Source organism: Actinoplanes sp. NPDC026619 (assembly GCF_040638295.1).
GTDB lineage: Bacteria > Actinomycetota > Actinomycetes > Mycobacteriales > Micromonosporaceae > Actinoplanes.
Genome location: NZ_JBEZYA010000002.1, coordinates 472,900 through 488,848 on the forward strand (window position 1 = coordinate 472,900; position 15,949 = coordinate 488,848).

Annotated in this window: 19 protein-coding genes; 10 read left to right on the top strand and 9 right to left on the bottom strand. The window is 71.8% G+C overall.

Going from position 1 to position 15,949, the window contains the following annotated elements:
- Positions 1–61: 61 nt before the first annotated feature.
- The 5 genes from AB0E90_RS07380 (at position 62) to AB0E90_RS07400 (ending at position 4,143) form a co-directional block, all read left to right on the top strand.
- The gene (locus tag AB0E90_RS07380; RefSeq protein WP_360400716.1) at positions 62–964 is read left to right on the top strand and encodes a putative sulfate exporter family transporter; all 903 of its coding nucleotides are present in this window, start codon (positions 62–64) and stop codon (positions 962–964) included.
- A gap of 11 nt (positions 965–975) precedes the next feature.
- Entirely contained in the window at positions 976–1,878 is a 903-nt protein-coding gene (locus AB0E90_RS07385) for a LysR family transcriptional regulator (protein ID WP_360400719.1), read from the top strand.
- Positions 1,879–1,961: 83 nt separating this feature from the next.
- Positions 1,962–3,011, top strand: coding sequence for an RNA ligase RtcB family protein (locus AB0E90_RS07390; RefSeq protein WP_360400722.1), 1,050 nt, complete (start codon positions 1,962–1,964; stop codon positions 3,009–3,011).
- The gene (locus AB0E90_RS07395) at positions 3,008–3,727 is read left to right on the top strand and encodes a peptide chain release factor-like protein (RefSeq protein ID WP_360400725.1); all 720 of its coding nucleotides are present in this window, start codon (positions 3,008–3,010) and stop codon (positions 3,725–3,727) included. The genes AB0E90_RS07390 and AB0E90_RS07395 overlap by 4 nt, the downstream gene beginning before the upstream one ends.
- Positions 3,724–4,143: a hypothetical protein gene (locus AB0E90_RS07400; RefSeq protein ID WP_360400728.1), complete on the top strand. Its 420-nt coding sequence runs from the start codon at positions 3,724–3,726 to the stop codon at positions 4,141–4,143. Before AB0E90_RS07395 ends, AB0E90_RS07400 begins: the two co-directional genes overlap by 4 nt.
- A 547-nt stretch (positions 4,144–4,690) precedes the next feature.
- Here the strand turns inward: AB0E90_RS07400 and AB0E90_RS07405 are convergent.
- A complete protein-coding gene (locus AB0E90_RS07405) occupies positions 4,691–5,305 on the bottom strand; it encodes a pyridoxamine 5'-phosphate oxidase family protein (RefSeq protein WP_360400731.1) in 615 nt (204 codons plus the stop codon).
- A gap of 71 nt (positions 5,306–5,376) precedes the next feature.
- Here AB0E90_RS07405 and AB0E90_RS07410 point away from each other — a divergent pair, with 71 nt between their 5' ends.
- Both AB0E90_RS07410 and AB0E90_RS07415 read left to right on the top strand, forming a co-directional pair.
- Entirely contained in the window at positions 5,377–5,703 is a 327-nt protein-coding gene (locus tag AB0E90_RS07410; RefSeq protein WP_360400734.1) for a TraR/DksA C4-type zinc finger protein, read from the top strand.
- 70 nt (positions 5,704–5,773) lie between these two features.
- Entirely contained in the window at positions 5,774–6,760 is a 987-nt protein-coding gene (locus AB0E90_RS07415) for a glycoside hydrolase family 6 protein (protein ID WP_360400736.1), read from the top strand.
- 8 nt (positions 6,761–6,768) lie between these two features.
- On the opposite strand, the gene AB0E90_RS07420 is transcribed toward AB0E90_RS07415, so the two are convergent.
- On the bottom strand, positions 6,769–7,518 hold the full coding sequence (locus AB0E90_RS07420; protein ID WP_360400739.1) for a DUF899 family protein: 750 nt from the start codon (positions 7,516–7,518) through the stop codon (positions 6,769–6,771).
- A 72-nt stretch (positions 7,519–7,590) separates the two neighbouring features.
- Between AB0E90_RS07420 and AB0E90_RS07425 the strand changes: the two genes are divergently transcribed.
- A complete protein-coding gene (locus AB0E90_RS07425; protein ID WP_360400742.1) occupies positions 7,591–8,259 on the top strand; it encodes a helix-turn-helix domain-containing protein in 669 nt (222 codons plus the stop codon).
- 45 nt (positions 8,260–8,304) lie between these two features.
- Here AB0E90_RS07425 and AB0E90_RS07430 read toward each other — a convergent pair whose 3' ends face one another.
- The gene (locus AB0E90_RS07430; protein WP_360400745.1) at positions 8,305–8,796 is read right to left on the bottom strand and encodes a hypothetical protein; all 492 of its coding nucleotides are present in this window, start codon (positions 8,794–8,796) and stop codon (positions 8,305–8,307) included.
- Positions 8,797–8,882: 86 nt separating this feature from the next.
- Here AB0E90_RS07430 and AB0E90_RS07435 point away from each other — a divergent pair, with 86 nt between their 5' ends.
- Together AB0E90_RS07435 and AB0E90_RS07440 are read left to right on the top strand one after the other, a co-directional pair.
- On the top strand, positions 8,883–9,242 hold the full coding sequence (locus AB0E90_RS07435) for a PadR family transcriptional regulator (RefSeq protein WP_360400748.1): 360 nt from the start codon (positions 8,883–8,885) through the stop codon (positions 9,240–9,242).
- A complete protein-coding gene (locus AB0E90_RS07440; protein WP_360400751.1) occupies positions 9,239–10,216 on the top strand; it encodes a hypothetical protein in 978 nt (325 codons plus the stop codon). The genes AB0E90_RS07435 and AB0E90_RS07440 overlap by 4 nt, the downstream gene beginning before the upstream one ends.
- Before the next feature lie 63 nt (positions 10,217–10,279).
- Here AB0E90_RS07440 and AB0E90_RS07445 read toward each other — a convergent pair whose 3' ends face one another.
- The 6 genes from AB0E90_RS07445 to AB0E90_RS07470 all read right to left on the bottom strand — a co-directional run bounded on the left by AB0E90_RS07445 (position 10,280) and on the right by AB0E90_RS07470 (position 15,945).
- Positions 10,280–12,013 (bottom strand): hypothetical protein, encoded by a 1,734-nt coding sequence (locus tag AB0E90_RS07445; RefSeq protein ID WP_360400754.1) that lies wholly within the window; start codon positions 12,011–12,013, stop codon positions 10,280–10,282.
- Positions 12,014–12,054: 41 nt separating this feature from the next.
- Positions 12,055–12,558: a hypothetical protein gene (locus AB0E90_RS07450; protein ID WP_360400757.1), complete on the bottom strand. Its 504-nt coding sequence runs from the start codon at positions 12,556–12,558 to the stop codon at positions 12,055–12,057.
- Complete coding sequence (locus AB0E90_RS07455; protein ID WP_360400760.1) at positions 12,551–13,114, bottom strand: phage tail protein; 564 nt, start codon at positions 13,112–13,114, stop codon at positions 12,551–12,553. The genes AB0E90_RS07450 and AB0E90_RS07455 overlap by 8 nt, the downstream gene beginning before the upstream one ends.
- Positions 13,111–15,069: a putative baseplate assembly protein gene (locus AB0E90_RS07460; protein WP_360400763.1), complete on the bottom strand. Its 1,959-nt coding sequence runs from the start codon at positions 15,067–15,069 to the stop codon at positions 13,111–13,113. The genes AB0E90_RS07455 and AB0E90_RS07460 overlap by 4 nt, the downstream gene beginning before the upstream one ends.
- Before the next feature lie 76 nt (positions 15,070–15,145).
- The gene (locus AB0E90_RS07465) at positions 15,146–15,553 is read right to left on the bottom strand and encodes a GPW/gp25 family protein (protein WP_360400765.1); all 408 of its coding nucleotides are present in this window, start codon (positions 15,551–15,553) and stop codon (positions 15,146–15,148) included.
- Positions 15,553–15,945 (bottom strand): PAAR domain-containing protein, encoded by a 393-nt coding sequence (locus AB0E90_RS07470; protein WP_360400767.1) that lies wholly within the window; start codon positions 15,943–15,945, stop codon positions 15,553–15,555. The genes AB0E90_RS07465 and AB0E90_RS07470 overlap by 1 nt, the downstream gene beginning before the upstream one ends.
- Positions 15,946–15,949 lie beyond the last annotated feature (4 nt).

The window sequence follows — 15,949 nt, forward strand, 5'->3', positions numbered from 1 at the left end:
ATGACCGCGCCCGGCAGTTGGTCGCTACCGGGCGCGCCTCGCGCACCGGACGCTGAACAGCGTGATCGTTGTCGTGCTGGGGATGGCCGCCGTGCTGTGCGGCAAGCTCGTGCCGGTGCTGGGCGTTCCGCTGTTCGCGGTGGTCGGCGGGATGCTGCTGAGCCGCTTCCGGCGACCCGGCACGAAGACGCTCGAGCTGGCCAAGGGGCCGGTCCTGAAGGCGTCGGTCGTGCTGCTCGGCGCGCAACTGTCGCTCGGCGAGGTGGTGAGCGTCGGGGCCGGATCGCTGCCGGTCATGGCCGGGACGCTTGCGGTCTGCCTCGGACTGGCCTGGCTCGCCGGTCGCCGGCTCGGGGTGCCGGGCGATCTGCGCACGTTGATCGGGGTCGGCACCGGCATCTGCGGGGCCTCGGCGATCGCGGCGGTCACCCCGGCGATCCGGGCACGCAGCGACGACGTGGCGTACGCGATCTCGACGATCTTCCTGTTCAACGTGGCGGCCGTGGTCGTGTTTCCGCCGCTCGGGCACCTGCTGGGGCTCAGTCAGCAGGCGTTCGGGCTGTTCGCCGGGACGGCCGTCAACGACACCAGCGCGGTCGTCGCCGCGGCCACCGGATACGGTCCCGCGGCGGCCGATCATGCGGTTGTGGTGAAGCTCGTCCGTACCCTCATGATCGTGCCGGTGGTCCTGGTTCTCGCCCGCCGCCGGGGCGGAAGCCGCGGCAGTCTCGTGCCGTGGTTCCTGATCGCGTTCGTGGGCATGGCTGCCCTTCCCGTGCCAGGCTCTCTGCAGCCGGTCATTCACTGGGTGGCGACGCTCTGCGTCGCCGTTGCCCTCGCCGCCGTCGGCCTCTCCACCGATGTCGCCGCCCTTCGCCGGGCCGGGCCGCGACCGCTGCTGCTCGGGCTCGTGCTGTGGATCGCCGTCGCGGCCACCAGCCTTGGCCTGCAACAACTCGCGTAAACTCGGCCCCGATGCCCCTGCCGCCGTGGATCAGTGACCTGCCCGCCCTCGACCTTCTCCTCTCGGTTGCCGAGACCGGCAGCGTCGGGCGGGCCGCCCAGCGGCACGGCATCAGCCAGCCGACCGCCAGCGAGCGCCTCGCCCGGCTCGAACGGCGTCTCGGGGTGCCGCTGCTGGTGCGCTCGCGGCGCGGCAGCCTGCTCACGCCGGCCGGGCAGGCGGTAGCCGTCTGGACGCAGCAGGTGGTGGACGCCGCGCACCATCTCGCCGACGGGGTGCGCACGTTGCGTGACGACCGGCAGGCCCGGTTGCGGGTGGCGGCGAGCCTGACCGTCGCCGAGTACATGCTGCCGGCCTGGCTCCTCGCGCTCCGCCGCACCCACCCGGACCTGGAGATCTCCGCTCAGGTCGCGAACAGCCAGGGCGTCTGCGAGATGGTACGCGGTGGGAATGCCGACCTCGGGTTCGTCGAGTCGCCGGACATCCCGGCCGATCTGAGCTCACGGATGGTGGGGTCGGACCGGGTCGCCCTGGTGGTAGCGGCCGGTTACCTTTCGTCGCGGGCCTCGTTGCGTGTCGCCGACCTGCTGTCGCAGCCGTTGCTCCTGCGGGAGCCGGGCTCGGGCACGCGCGACACGTTCCTCAACGCCTTGGTCGCTTCGCTGGGTGAGATGCCCGATCTGCCGCATGCGACCAGCCTTGGTTCGACCACGACGATCTTGGCAACTACCCGGGCCGGCGGCGGCATCGGGGTGGTAAGCGCGCGAGCCACCGCCGGGCCGGTTGCCGCAGGCGAGCTGGTGGAGCTGCGGGTGCCGTCGCTGTCGCTGGTGCGGCCGCTGCATGCGGTCTGGCTCGGGGCGACGCCCTCCGAGCTGGCGGCCGAGCTCATCGTTAATTCGATTGCCGCCTGATCAGGACTGCGGAATCCTGGTCGGCATGACGCGCTGACGCTTTCCTCCCGGACCCTTCTTCTTCCCACGAAAGCGCTTCAGCCTTGTCTGCTTCCGTTCGCGTCTTCGCGTCCTCATCCAGTTGGATCGAGTCCGACGCCGTCGATCAGTGCCACCGGGTGGCCGCCCTCGACGGCATGCTCCACGTGGCCGGCATGCCCGATCTGCACCCCGGCAAGGGTGCCCCGATCGGCGCCGCCATGCATTCCACCGTGCTCTACCCGTTCCTGGTCGGCTCCGACATCGGCTGCGGCATCGCGGTGTTCCCGATCGCGCTGAAACGACCGGTGCCGGAGAAACTGGCCGCCCGCTTCCCCGACCTCGACCGCTCCCCCGCCGACGACGACCCGGCGTGGGACTTCGTCGGCCGGGACGTGCCGCTGGGCCACCTGGAGGGCATCGGCACGGTCGGGCGCGGCAACCACTTCGTCGAGCTCGCTCGCCTCTCCACCGGCGGTCTGGTGCTGATCGTCCACAGTGGCTCGCGGGGCCTCGGCGAGAGCATTCTGCGCGACCACACCTCGCAGCACGGCGCCGGCCCGGCGGCCTCTCCGGCCGACTACCTGAAAGCCCATGACGAGGCCGTACGGTGGGGATCGCTCAACCGGCGCCTGATGGCCGCGCGCGTCGCCTACGCCCTGGGCGCCACACCCGCCGACCCGATCGTCGACGAGTGCCACAACTCGGTGGAGTGGCGCGACGGCGGCTATCTGCACCGCAAGGGCGCGGCCAACGGCGACGGACGGGACGTGCTCGTCGCCGGCACCCGCGGCACCCGGTCCTACCTGGTCCGGGGGCATGCCGGGCCGGAGGCGGGCTGGTCGGTGGCGCACGGGGCCGGTCGCAAGATGTCCCGGTCCGACGCGCTGCGCCGCGGCAAGGCCAAGCACACCGTCGAGGAGCTTCGCCGCACCCCGCTGGGTTCGCTGGTCGTGTGCGGCGACCGGCAGTTGCTGTTCGAGGAGGCGCCGACGGCGTACAAGAAGATCGAGCAGGTGATCGACGACCTGACGTCGTTCGGCCTGGCCACCCCGATCGCCGAGACGGTCCCGCTGGTCACCTACAAGACGGCGGATCGAGGGCCGCGCCGATGACCGTGCATCTGCTGCTGTCGGCGGGCCGCGGCCCGCAGGAGTGCGCGTGGGCGGTGGCCGGTCTCGTGGCCCACCTGGAATCGTCGGCGGCCGACCCGGACTCGCCCCGGGGCGAGTCCGCCCGGCTCGCCGCGACCCCGATCGAGTCCGCCCGGCTCGCCGCGACCCCGATCGAGTCCGCCCGGCTCGCCGCGACCCCGATCGAGTCCGCCCGGCTCGCCGTGACCCGGGTCGAGTCGGTGCCCGGCGAGCGGCTCGGCACCTACCGTTCGGTGCTGCTGCGCATCGACGGGCCGGGCGCGGCCGAGTTCGCCGCCGGCTGGACCGGCACGCTGTGCTGGCAGGCGCCCAGCCCGTACCGCAAGGTGGGTCGTAAGAACTGGTTTGTGATCTCGCAGCCGGTCTCGCTGACCGTGCCACGGACGCACTTCGCCGAGGACGATGTCGACTTCGTGCCCTGCCGCACCGGCGGCCCGGGCGGCCAGCACCGCAACAAGGCCAGCACCGCGGTCCGCGCCACGCATCGCCCCACCGGCCTGACCGTGGTCGTCGACACCGAACGCCACCTGAGCCAGAACCGCCGCCTCGCCGTCGAACTGCTGCGCGACAAGATCGCCCGGGGCAACGAGGCCTCGGCCCAGGCGGCGGTCACGGCTCGCTGGCAGATCCACGACGACCTGGTCCGCGGCCAACCGACTCGTAGGATCAGATCGTGAGCGTCAATGCGTTGCGAGGCTGGGCCGAGGAGCTGCCGGCCGGCCGGTGGATCCTGCTGCACGCCGCGGCCTATCTCGCCCTGAGCGCCACCGCACTCGCCCTGACCTGGCACGACGGCGTCGGCGGCCTGCTCTTCGCGCTGGCTTGGGGCGCGCCGGTCTTCGCCCTGCTGACGGCCGGCTTCGGCACCTGCCTGGGCTTGCTGCGCGTGCTGGCCGATCTGCCGTGGTACTGGTACCGCGCCGTGGCCCTGCTCTTCTTCGCCGCGCCGCTGGGACTGATGCTGTCCGCCGGCGTCTCGGCCCGGGATGTCGGGGTGGCGGCCGGCGTGCAGATCATCATGGCGCTGCTTCTGGTGCAGCCCCGACGCCACTGGGCGACCCGAGACCCCGCCATGGACGACCACCGCTGGTGAGCCGGCCCGGACAGCGGGCGCCTCCGCTGCCCGTGCCCGCCGCGACCGCCCGCGCTGCCCGTGCCCGCCGCGACCGCCCGCGCTGCCCGTCCCCGCCGCGACCGCCCGCGCTGCCCGTCCCCGCCGCGCCCGTGCCCGCCGCGCCCGTGCCCGCCGCGCCCGTGCCCGCCGCGCCCGCCCACGCTGCCCGTCCCCGCCGCGACCGCCCACGCTGCCCGTCCCCGCCGCGACCGCCCACGCTGCCCGCTCCCGCCGCGCCCGCTCCCGCCGCGCCCGCTCCCGCCGCCCCCGCTCCCGCCGCCCCCGCCGCGCCCGCGGACCGCGCCCGCACATTTCGCCGGTCCAGTGTGGATCTAGGGAACTTGCTGCTAGGAGTTCGCAGGAACTCACCAACATCGAGATCTCCGCTGGCGAGAAGCCATGTTTTGGGGGAATTGCGCAGCGCCGCTGTCCGCAATGCGGGACCTCCAGCCATTAGGCGGGACGATCATTCGCTCTGTGGGAACGGTGCCCACTTGGTGGACCCCGCGTCCCATCGAGTGAGCGGCTAGAGGTCGGGCGACGCGGGACGGGCATCGGCGTACCGCTGCGGGGTGGACTTGTCTGTTGCCTCGGCGAAGATCGGACGGCCGTCGATGCTGACGCCGTTCTTCACCCGGCGGTATTCGGCCAGGTCGGCGTCGGTGCGGCGCTCGTGGGCGCGGATCAGCAGGTCGCGGTCGCCCTCGTAGGACATCAGGGGAACCGAGTAACCGCACGAGTCGGTGATCCGGTCGACCGCGACGTCGATCACCGAGCGGACGCCGTGGGTGTCCGGCGGGGCCGGGAACAGGCTCAGCAGCTCCGGGAACTCCGCCGCGGTGACCGGGATCATGCGGCCCTGACCGTAGAGCCGGACGATGTTCGGCGGGCCCTGGAAAGCGCAGAACATCACCGTGATCCGGCCGTTCTCATCGAGGTGGGCGGTCGTCTCCGCGCCGCTGCCGTGATAGTCGAGGTAGGCGACCCGGTGCTCGCCGAGCACCACGAACGTACCGCCCATGCCCTTGGGTGAGACGTTGACGTGCCCGCCCGGCCCGCTCGGCGCGGTGGCCACGAAGAACATCGGCTGCGCCTCGATGAAGACCCGAAGCCGGCCGTCGATCCGCTCATGCACCTTCATGGGCCGATCCTGCCTCGCGGCGGCAAGGCGCTCGAACCGGTTTCCCAATCCGCGGTCGTTAAGCTGCGGAGATGGTCCGGGATGAGCTGCTGCGGCTGCGCGCGGGCGCGCGGGCCGAGGAGGCGACGCTGGCCGGGGACCTGGAAGCGCTGTTCACCGCCTCCCGGGACTCGAACGCCGACGACGAGCACGACCCGGAGGGCGCCACCATCGGCTTCGAACGCGCCCAGCTGACCGCGCTGCTGGCCGCCGTGCGGGCGCGGATCACCGAGGTCGACGACGCGCTGCGCCGGTTGGACGCGGGGAGCTACGGCGTCTGCGAGCGGTGCGGTCAGCCGATCGCCGCCGATCGGCTGGTCGCGCGGCCGTTCGCCCGCTGGTGCATGAACTGCGCCTGATTTCCTCAGGTCCGGGTCCGGCCGGCCGACCTGGCAGGGCGTGAGAAGACCGAGCGCGGCTGTTTTCCTCGTGGCCTCGGTTGTCGCCGCGCAGTTGCTGTCGGTCGGCACCGCCGGCCCGGTGCGCGAAACCGTCGCCGACACGCAGGCAGTGGTGGATGCCGAGGTTGCGCTGCAGACCGGCGGCAACCCGCTGAGCATGACCGACGGGCTGTTCGTCGACCCGCAACTGCCGGCCGCCCGCTGGGTCGCCGCAAACCCGTCGGAGACCCGGGCAGCCGCGATCCGGACCGCGATCAGCCGGCAGCCGATGGCGCACTGGTTCACCGGCACCAGCGACGCCGACCTGGGCAAAGCCGTCACGAACTACACCCGGTCCGCCCGGATCGCCGGCAAGCTGCCGGTCCTGGTCGCCTACAACCTGCCCGGCCGCGACGCCTGCGGCGCACAGTCGGCGGGCGGGGCGGCCAGCTCGGCGAGCTACCAGAAGTGGATCTCCACCTTCGCCACCGCGATCGGCACCCGCCCGGCGATCGTCATCCTCGAACCGGACGCGCTCGGCGACTTCAGCTGCATGACCACGACCCAGATCACCACCCGGCTCAGCCTGCTCAACGCCGCCACCCGGACGCTGGCGGCGAAGGCCCCGAACACGTGGACCTACATCGACGCCGGCCACGCCAACTGGACCGGCCCGGCGACGATGGCCGAACGCCTCCTCTCGGCCGGTGTCGCGCAGGCCCACGGCTTCGCGGTAAACGTCTCCAACTTCATCGGCACGACCGAGTCCCAGCGCTACGCCCAACAGGTCAAGACCGCACTGCACCGATCAGCCGGGTACGTCATAGACACCAGCCGCAACGGCAACGGCAGCAACGGCCAGTGGTGCAATCCCGGCGGCCGCAAACTGGGCAAGCGCTCGACGGCGAACCCGGCGGCGCTGCAACTCTGGATCTCCAACCCGGGCAACTCCGACGGCAAATGCGGCGTCGCCCCCACCACCAAAGCCGGCGTCTTCAACCCGGCCCTGGCCCAGCGTCTGATCGCGGGGAAATAGAAGAAAGTTCAATGGCAGTGGCGCTCCCGAGGGCCGGCCTCAACGCCGCCCAAACCGTCGTGACAGCCGGCGGCGAGGCGTGTCCATTGCGATGTCGGCCGACCGTTGAGCCGGAACTGGTCACCGTCGGTCCGGAAGCGTTGCGGCCAATCGTCAGGTGACACCTCCCAGCTTTCCTGTCGGCCGTAGACGGTCATGTCGAGAAGACCGTACGACGGCGCCATCGGCTCGACGCCGCGTCCGGTGGTCCAGTAGGTTTCGAAGACCTGGTCACCGCGGCGCAGGTAACACGCCTTCATCCCGAACGCGCGCCCCGCGACGAGGGACTCCAGCGACTGTGCGGGCACCGCGTACCAAGGCGCCTGCCAGCCCATGAAGTCGCGGTAGCGTGACGACTCCTCGAACGGTCCCTGGCAGAAGACCGCGAACGTGACGTCGCGCGAGTGCAGGTAGGACAACTCGAGGACCTGACCGGTGAAGAAGGTACAACCTTCGCATTGGTCGGCGGCCGGGCTGCCCGTGTGCCACATGTGGTACGACGCGATGAGTTGAGACCTCCCCTCGAAGACGTCGAGCAGAGGGACCGGACCATCGGCGCCCACGAGAACGGCGGCCGGGTCGACCTCGACCATCGGCAGTCGTCGCCGGGCCGCTGCGATGGCGTCGCCTTCACGCGTATGTGCTTTCTCACGGCTTCGGAGATCATCCAGCTGCTCCTGCCAGGCCTCGCGATCGGCGACCGGGGGTGACGGACGCATGAGCACCTCCTCGACTAGTTACTATGACCCTAGTAGCTTGAACTATTACCCAGCAAGCATTGGAGGTGGCCCGTGCCGGTTCAGCGGGGCTATCGGCAGGCCTGCGGCATCGCGCGCGGCCTCGACATCGTGGGCGAACGGTGGTCACTGCTCCTGGTCCGCGAGCTGTTGCTCGGGCCGAAACGATTCACCGATCTCCAGCAGGCCCTGCCGGCCGCAAGCCCGAACGCGCTGTCCGACCGGCTGCGCGAACTGACCGACGTGGGCGTCATCAACCGCCGGCAACTCCCGCCGCCCGGCGCCGCGCGGGTTTACGAACTGACCCCGTGGGGGCGCAGCCTCGAACCGATCGTCATCGCGCTCGGCACCTGGGCGCTGGCCGCTCCCCGTACGGCGGAACAGCAGTTCGTGAGCGTGGACAGCGCCATGTTGACCATCCGCACCTATTACGTCCCGGCGCCGGGACGACCCGCGACTCTCCGGATCGAACTGGACGACCGCGGTTCGGCGGGGGTGTTCGGCGTCCACCTCACGAGCGCCGTCGCCGAGGTCTTTCACGAGCCGCCACTCGAGCCGGACGCTGCCCTGACCACCAAGACAGACGCCCTTCTCGCCGCCTTCGGCAACGCCGACCTACGCGGGCTGATGGACACCGGCGCCGCCATGAGCGGTGATCCGGAAGCCGTACGCCGTCTCCTCGTGGCCGTCCAGGTCCCGGCCCCCGCCGACCAACAGCAGTGATCACCGCGAGACCGGGACCGGCAGGCTCGACGATCAGGACGACATCTAGGAGCAGGTGCCGAGCGCGAAGTCCTGGTGGCCTCGGCCGGACTGGCACTTGACGGTTCGGGCGCCCGAGCTGAATCGGTAGCTGCCGCCTTGGCCGGGGGTGAGCACGACGCGGTAGCGCTCGGCGGCGACCGAGTCGTCGCCCAGCCGGGACATCGTTGCGGTCACGACCGTCTTGTCGCGATCCGGCTCCAGGAGCAGGCGGATCTCGGGGCGGCCGTCGAACGGGCCGTTCAGGCCCAGCAGTTCCGCCGCGGCGGTGTCGGGTGCTGCCGCCCAGCTCGGGGATGAGCGGTCGATCAGGTCGTTGAAGCCGGCCGCCGTGATCGTGCCGGTCGCCCGGTCGACCTCGATGCGGCCCGGCCAGCGCTCGCCCGGGGCGGGAGTTGCCGGGACCTTCCACAGTTTCGCGCCGGACTGCTCGACCGGGTCGCCGCAGCCGGCGACGAGGGCCAACAGGATGACGATCAATGTCCCGGCCGGCCGCATGGCGCGATCCTATCCACATTGCGCCACCTAACGCCTGCGAGCATATCTTTGTTGCGAAGATATGGTCGCGTCGATACGGTGGGCGCATGAAGACGCCGCTCCAGGAGCCCACGTTCCTGATCCTGACCGCCCTGGCCCGGGCGCCGATGCATGGCTATGGCCTGATTCTCGAGGTGAGTGAGCTGTCGGAGGGTCGGCTTTCGCTCCGGCCCGGCACGCTCTACGGCTCCCTCGACCGGCTTGCCGACGACGGGCTGGTGACGGTGGACCATTCCGAGATCGTCGACGGCCGCGCCCGTAAGTACTACCGGCTCACCGATCAGGGCACCGATCTGCTGCGGGCCGAGACGGAGCGCATGCGCCGGGCGGTCGAGGCGGCGACCAGCCGGCTGTCGCGCCCGGTGATCGGGCCGTCGGGTGCGCAGCTCGCCGGCGGTGTCGCATGAGCGAGGTGCTGCGTGAGCGCTACACCAAGCTCCTTCGGTGGTACCCGGCCGCCGACCGCGCCGAGCGAGGCGCCGAGATCGTCGACACGTATGTGGATCTGGCCGCGCCCGGGCAGCGCCGGCCGCGGCCCGGTGACGTCGCCGATCTGATGGTCGGCGGGCTGCGTCAGCGCCTGCGGGCTCGCAGTGCCCTCGGCCTCGCCGACGCGCTGCCTCTCGCCGGCACCCCCGCTCTGATGATGGCGACCGTGCTGGCCGGCATCTGGCTGATCAACACCGAAGGCAACGGCGGCCAGTACGACTCCGGCGCACCGATGCTGGGCCCGTTCCACACGATCGGCGTGTTCGCGTGGGTCGCCTGGCTGCTCGTGCCGGCGGCCGCACCGGCCGGTTTCGGGCGGTGGGCGGTCGCCACCGCGATCACCGTGACGGTGGGGGTCGTGGTGGCGGTGTCGGTGGTCCCTCCCCTGGATCTGACCGCTCTCCACCCGCCCCTGTTCATTCTCGTGCCGCAGATCGGGCTCGGCATCCTGGCGCTGGCCGCCGACAACCGCCGCGGCTTGCGGGACACCGCCGTCCTCGTCGCCCCGGCCGCCGTGGCAGCCCTGCTGGCGGCGCTCGTCGCCGCCGAGCAGCACCACGTCGGGCGCGAGGCGCTCCTGGTGGCGGCACTGATCCTGACCATGGCAGTGATCGTCATGGGCGTGCTCTTCACCGTCCGGCGTGACCGGCGCGCCTGGTGGCCGGCGGCGTTGTTCGTCTGGCCGATCCTGCTGCTCGGCATGGGGCTTCGCTTCCCGCAATATTCGTTCCTCAGCCGGAAGGTCGTCGTCGTCTGGGCCGTGGCGACGCTGATCGCGGCCGTTGCTGTGCTGGTGACCGCAGTGCTGGGGCAGGCTCGGCGCCGGGAGGCACTGCGCGCGCAGCACATCCACCGGCTGGCCGAGGAGGCCGACGGGGACACCGCCCCCTGAGCCGATCGGATCACGCCGACGCGGACGGCGGCACCTGAGCTGGTCGCCGAATCGCCCCGACGCCTAACGATGGTGCCGCCACCAAACCGACGCGACCGCCACGAGGGCGTAGGCGAGGCCGACCGCCGGGCCGGCGTTCAGCCGGCTGCTGACCTGGCCGCCCGGATCACCGGCAGCCAGGTAGAGATCCCGCAGCCGCATCATCACCGCGCCCCAGTGATCAGCCACGCCGCGGATCTGGACGGAGGTGCCAGGGCCCCACGCGAGCCACAGTCCCTTGTCGTCGTGTCGCACGCCGTGCAACCGCGCCCACGGCACGCGGTGGACCCGCACACGGTCGTGCACGACAAGGCCACCGGGCGTCAACCTGACCCGAGTGTTGAGCCGGCCCCAGCCCTCGTAGGTCAGGAAGCCACCCATGCCGAGCGCGACGAGGGTCTGCCACCAGCCGTCGGGCAGGCCGGCCAGCACCGCGGCGGGTCCGGCGGCGAAGCCGAGCAGCGCGAATGCGCCGAGCACCCGGTCGCGCGGGTGTGCCCGCAGGAGGACGGGCAGCTCGGGCAGGTCGCCCGGGTCGGTGACCGGCACGGGTTCGCCGGGGAGAACGCCGGCCGGTTCGGGGCGTTCCCGTGGCGTACGCAGCGGTGCCTCGGGCAGCAGGACGGCGTCGTCGGTGATGAGCAGGACCCAGCCGCCGTCGCGCAGGTCGCCGGCCACGGTCACGGCCTGCGGCTCGTCCCGGCCCCCGGAGCTGCGCCAGTCCCGGCCGAAATCCTCCCTCTCCGCGGCCGCCCAACCCTGGGCCCAGTCCACCTCCTCGCCGGTCAGGTGCGGCCTCGTCCGCCGGGTCGGCGTTGCCGCGACCGGAAGCACCGCCATGCCGCCGTGCAGCACGGCGCGGCCCCGGTCGTCCGGCTCGGCGGTCAGCTCCACGGCGGGCAGCGGGCCGCGCAGCAGCCGCCGGCGCGCCGACCGCATGCGCTGCTCGCCGGCCAGCAGGAGGCCGGCGAGCCCGAGCGCCCCCAGCCCACCGCTGAGCCACGGGGTCACGTCCTCGGGTTCGGCGACGAGGTGCGCCCACGAGCCGTCCACCAGCACCGGGACGACCTGCCCGGCTTCGTACGAGCCCTGGACGTCCACCCGCACCGGCCGCGGCACCTCGACGACGACCACACTCTCGGCCCGGTCGGCACTGCGGATGACGGCGTCCGTCCGGACCGCTGCCGACTCGTGCGCCGCCACCTGGGCGACCCGATGGTCGTACCAGGCGATGCCGCCGGCCCCGGCGATGACCAGCAGGACAGCGAAAATGGTGCGCCCTCCCCAGCCGGGAAAGCTGTCCCGCAGGCGCCCGGCGAGCGCCGCGTCCAGGCGTGCCGTGCCGGCCATCTCGGCCACCACCGCCGCCTGCCGGCGTCGCGCCACGACCAGCCAGGCCGCCGTGGCCAGGCAGAGCAGTCCGTGGACCCCGAAGGCCACGTTCGCGGCCGGCAGATCGTCACCGATCAGGTCCAGGAGGGCGAAGAGCATCCCGGCGCCGCAGCCGGCCAGCGGCAGCCACCACAGCAGGACCGGGGTGGCTGCCAGGACGACGAGCGCCACCGCGAACGTCACGTCCGGTCCGCACACGCCCGGGTCCAGGGCCGTGCAGGGAGCCGTGTCACCGGCCAGCGCAATGAGAATTGCGGCGATCCACGCGACGAGCAGCGCCAACCGCAGCTTCCACCACGGCGCGGCCGCGGCGGTCCACCGGTCGACATGCTGGTCGTCCAGCGCGGGTGCGCCGGGACGCGTCACCGGCGCCGCCCGGCTTCGAAGATCACGACATCGAGCATAGGTCAGCCCAAGTAGTACCAGACCAGGGTGACGGCCAGGGCCAGCAGCGACAGCGTGGCCAGGATGATCAGCGGGATCAGCAGCCAGCCCCAGCCGCGCCTGCCGCCCCCTTTCTGCGGGGCGATCATCGGCGGGGCCAGGGTGCGGGCATGCGGGCGGGCCTGGCGCAGTTCGATGCCACAGCGTTCGCAGCGGATGCGGGCCGCCTCGTTCGGGTAACCGCAGTTGCGGCACGGCGCCTGGCCGCGCTGGGCGCCGTAGTTGCCCGACGGGAACTGCCGGGTGTCGGTCACCGGCTGGGGCACGACGCGCAGGTTGGTCTCGTCGACCCGCTCGTTGGGGCTGCGCGGGATCGCCTGGGCCTGGGCGTCGTCGTTGCCGCCGCCCTTGCGCAGGAACATCAGCGGGTAACCGCAGTTCGGGCACAGCTGGTCGCGGTCGGGCATGACCGGGTTGCCGCAGTCGGGGCAGGGCATCTGGCGGACCGAGCCGTACGAGTCAGGCATTGTTGTCTCCACTGCCGGGTGGGCGGGCGCGCCCGCGGGCGGGCTGCGGCTGGAAGCGGACGTCGAGCTGGATCTTGGCGCCGAGCGGGATCTCGCTCTGCAGGAACGCCATCACCTGTTTCTCGGTGAGGTGCCCGGTGTGGTCCATCTGCACGACCACGACCGCATCGGGCGGCGGCACCTTGTCGTTGCGGCCGTAGACGCCGCCGGCGTCGAGCACGGTGACCCGGGCGCCGGTGGCCGCCTGCAGCAGCGCCTCCACGCCGTAACGGGTGCCGCGCCAGCCGAGCAGCTTGCCGACCTCGCGGACCAGCGAGCGGCGGTAGTCGGCCGGGTCGGTCGGTTCGAGCATGACGCCCAGCCAGGAGCCCAGGTAGGCGAGCATCTCCGGGCTGGCCAGGCCGGTGTCCATCTGGAACTCGATCGCGTCGATGCGCTCCCGGACGGTGTCATGCACCTGTTCGAAAGCGGTCACGAAGTCGCGCAGGACGGGGTCGGTGGCCATCACCCGGGGTAGCTGCTCGACGAGCCAGCCCCGCGACAGTGAAGAGGTCATTGCTGGACCACCACCCGGTGCTCGTACGACATGAACAGCGCCTCCGGCAGCAGCCGCAGCCGTTGTTCCACCTGGTCGAGGGTCCGTTTGCGGCGCAGGTCGGCGGAGAAGAAGTGCACCGCCTCAACCCCTTGAACACCGAACGACCCATGGAGTACGCCGTAGACGTCGCCGAGGCGCAGGTCGGTGTCGAACGGCCAGCCCTGTCCGCTGGGGCCGCCGGTCAACGGGTTGAGGTATTCGTAGAGGGCGCGTTCGGCTCGTTCGCGCACGGTCTCCGTGCGTACACCTGGAGCAGCCCGGACCTCCGCGACCACCTTGACCCCCTGGTAGCGCGGCGCGTCGATGCGCAAGCGCATCGTCAGCAGCCGCCGCGGCTCCAGATAGGCCTTGATCGTCTCCTCCAGCTCATCGGAGATCGCCAGGTCATCGAGGGTCAGATTCTCCGGAGCAACATCGACGCGGGGTACGACGAGCAGCTTCGCCGGCTCGGCCGGGTTGTCCGGGGGCAGGCAGCGGGCCCGGGCGACGTTCGGCGCGGCGTCCAGCGTGAGCCGCTCGACGTCCTCGGCCGTCACCGCCCGCCGGCCGCCACGCAGCAGCATCGGCCCGCGCACCTTGGCATTTTCCACCGTCTCGGCGTCGACGCCGCCGGCCGAGGCGTCCAGGTTGGTCACCCCGGCAACGAACGGGATCGACGTGTGCAGCACGGTGAGCCGGTCGGCGGGCACGTTGCCGCGCCGGCCACCACCGAAGCGGTAGCCGGTCACGTAGATCTGCGCGTCGACCGGCGGGATCGCGCCGTGCTGGAACACCCGGCCCTCCCGGTCGAGCACCCGCGGCCCGAAGCGCACCTCGCCGGTGGCGCCGGACCAGGTGAAGACCTGGTCGTCCTCCTCCGCGTCGGACAGGTCGGCGACCTCGGTCCACTCCTGTTCCTCGGGTTCGCCGGTGCGCTCGTGGCGGGGCAGCACCACCCGGACCGTCTCGTCGTAGCGGCGCGGCAGCACCGGCACCCGGCGCACCTGGAACACCTGGCCGGGCCGGCCGTTGCTGGCGCCGAGCAGCTCGGCCGGGGCCGGCTCGGCGTGGTGGGCCGGCACCGCGCCGCCGAGCGCCACCGCGGAGAGCTGCTCGAGGATCGGCGGGTTGGTGTAGTCGGGCTGACCCTCGATCGGCCGCACCAGGCGGCAGCGCAGCCAGAACGCCCGCTTCGAGCCGATCGCGAGGGCCTCGTGCCGCATCGGCAGCAGCAGCGTCACCTCGCCGGTCGAGTTGAAGCCGGCGCTGGTGTCGTCGAGGATCCGCACGTTCTTCCAGGCGGTGCCGTCCCAGGCCTCCCACACCCGGGGCGGGCGGCGCGGGTCGACGCCGGCGCCTTCCGGGCCGGTGGTGACGTCGAGGCGCAGCAGGTTGCCGGCCGCCGACTCCTCGAGCCCGAAGTAGACCGCCTCGTCGACCTGCAGCGTCGGGAACAGCTGCACCGACGCGGCCTCCCGCCGCAGCTCCTCCCAGTGGTCGGCGTAGCGGTCGCCGGCGTGGGTCAGGCACGCCATCAGCTTCGGCGGCCGGACCAGCAGCTCCGAGTCGGTGAGGAAGACAATCGGCGCCTCGTCCTCGCGGCGCTCGGTGCTGACCTGGCTGCCGGCCGGCACGCGCACCACGTCGTCGCGCGCGGAGGTGAGCCGGAACAGCAGGTCGGCGCGGGCCGGCACGGCGGAGAACAGCTCCACCCCGACGAGCTCGAGGAACTTCACGTAGAGCCGGTCCGGCACCTGGTTGAGCCGGTAGAGCGTCATCTCGGTCATCCAGGCGAACAGCTCGATCAGCGCGACGCCGGGGTCGGAGACGTTGTGGTCGGTCCAGTCCGGGCAGAGCCGGTTGATCCGCCGTTTCGCCTCGTCGACGATGTCCTGGAACCGCCGATCGTCCAGGTCGGGTGCGGGGAGGCTCATGCCGGTACTCCGCTTCGCTCCGCACCGACATGAGACACAAAGGCGCTGTATTTGATGATTCGCTCGCTGCGCTCGCTCATGGCGCCGGCTCCTCGGTGGGAATCGTATAAAACGGAAAGACCAGATTGCGTACGTCGTTGGTGGACTTGACCCGGTAGGCGACGGTGATGTGCACCGTGCCGGTCGACTGCTCGCCGTCGGCCTCGACGAGCTGCAGCTCGATCCGTGGCTCCCAGCGTTCGAGGGCCACCCGCACCGCCTGCTCGATGAGCCCGAGCGTGCTCGCGGTCAACGGCGCGAACAGTTGCTCCCACATCGAGCAGCCGAACTCGGGCCGCATCACCCGCTCGCCCGGCACCGTGGACAGGATCATCCGGATCGCCGCGTCCACCTCCTCGACGCCGGTGACCAGCCGGACGGCGCCGTTGCGGCCGATCGCGGCCGGGAACGCCCACCCGTTGCCGATGAAGTCGTCGCCGGCCATCACGCCACCAGCACGTCGGGCGACCCGGCGCTGATCACGCTGGTCGGCGCGTCGACCGGGTCGTTGCAGGTGGCCACCTGGTCGCCCATCCGGGCCAGCGGCTTGCCGTTGACCAGCACCGTCGGCGAGCCGATCAGCACCCGGCCCTGGTTGGTCGGCGGCTTGCTGAACGGCGACGGCGGGATGTGCGGCGGCATGTTCTGCGCGACGCTCCCCAGCGTCGCGGCGGGCAGACCATTGATGAGTACGTCGGTGGACAGTCCCGTCATCAGCTGCCCCGCGAACGGGAGCGGGGAGGGCGTCGGCACCGGGCCGCCCGGCGACGGGACCAGCAGGATGTGGATGTCGGTCCCGGTGACCGGGTCGTTCTGGCGGGCAGCCGGTTGCGGCATGGCG

What these genes read in the sequence shown, in the direction of transcription:
- AB0E90_RS07435 (WP_360400748.1), top strand. Translation starts at nt 8,883, where the DNA reads ATGAAGACGCCGCTCCAGGAGCCCACGTTCCTGATCCTGACCGCCCTG.
- AB0E90_RS07385 (WP_360400719.1), top strand. Translation starts at nt 976, where the DNA reads ATGCCCCTGCCGCCGTGGATCAGTGACCTGCCCGCCCTCGACCTTCTC.
- AB0E90_RS07455 (WP_360400760.1), bottom strand. Translation starts at nt 13,114, where the DNA reads ATGACCTCTTCACTGTCGCGGGGCTGGCTCGTCGAGCAGCTACCCCGG.
- AB0E90_RS07410 (WP_360400734.1), top strand. Translation starts at nt 5,377, where the DNA reads ATGGTCCGGGATGAGCTGCTGCGGCTGCGCGCGGGCGCGCGGGCCGAG.
- AB0E90_RS07440 (WP_360400751.1), top strand. Translation starts at nt 9,239, where the DNA reads ATGAGCGAGGTGCTGCGTGAGCGCTACACCAAGCTCCTTCGGTGGTAC.
- AB0E90_RS07420 (WP_360400739.1), bottom strand. Translation starts at nt 7,518, where the DNA reads ATGCGTCCGTCACCCCCGGTCGCCGATCGCGAGGCCTGGCAGGAGCAG.
- AB0E90_RS07405 (WP_360400731.1), bottom strand. Translation starts at nt 5,305, where the DNA reads ATGAAGGTGCATGAGCGGATCGACGGCCGGCTTCGGGTCTTCATCGAG.
- AB0E90_RS07395 (WP_360400725.1), top strand. Translation starts at nt 3,008, where the DNA reads ATGACCGTGCATCTGCTGCTGTCGGCGGGCCGCGGCCCGCAGGAGTGC.
- AB0E90_RS07460 (WP_360400763.1), bottom strand. Translation starts at nt 15,069, where the DNA reads ATGAGCCTCCCCGCACCCGACCTGGACGATCGGCGGTTCCAGGACATC.
- AB0E90_RS07450 (WP_360400757.1), bottom strand. Translation starts at nt 12,558, where the DNA reads ATGCCTGACTCGTACGGCTCGGTCCGCCAGATGCCCTGCCCCGACTGC.
- AB0E90_RS07470 (WP_360400767.1), bottom strand. Translation starts at nt 15,945, where the DNA reads ATGCCGCAACCGGCTGCCCGCCAGAACGACCCGGTCACCGGGACCGAC.
- AB0E90_RS07465 (WP_360400765.1), bottom strand. Translation starts at nt 15,553, where the DNA reads ATGGCCGGCGACGACTTCATCGGCAACGGGTGGGCGTTCCCGGCCGCG.
- AB0E90_RS07430 (WP_360400745.1), bottom strand. Translation starts at nt 8,796, where the DNA reads ATGCGGCCGGCCGGGACATTGATCGTCATCCTGTTGGCCCTCGTCGCC.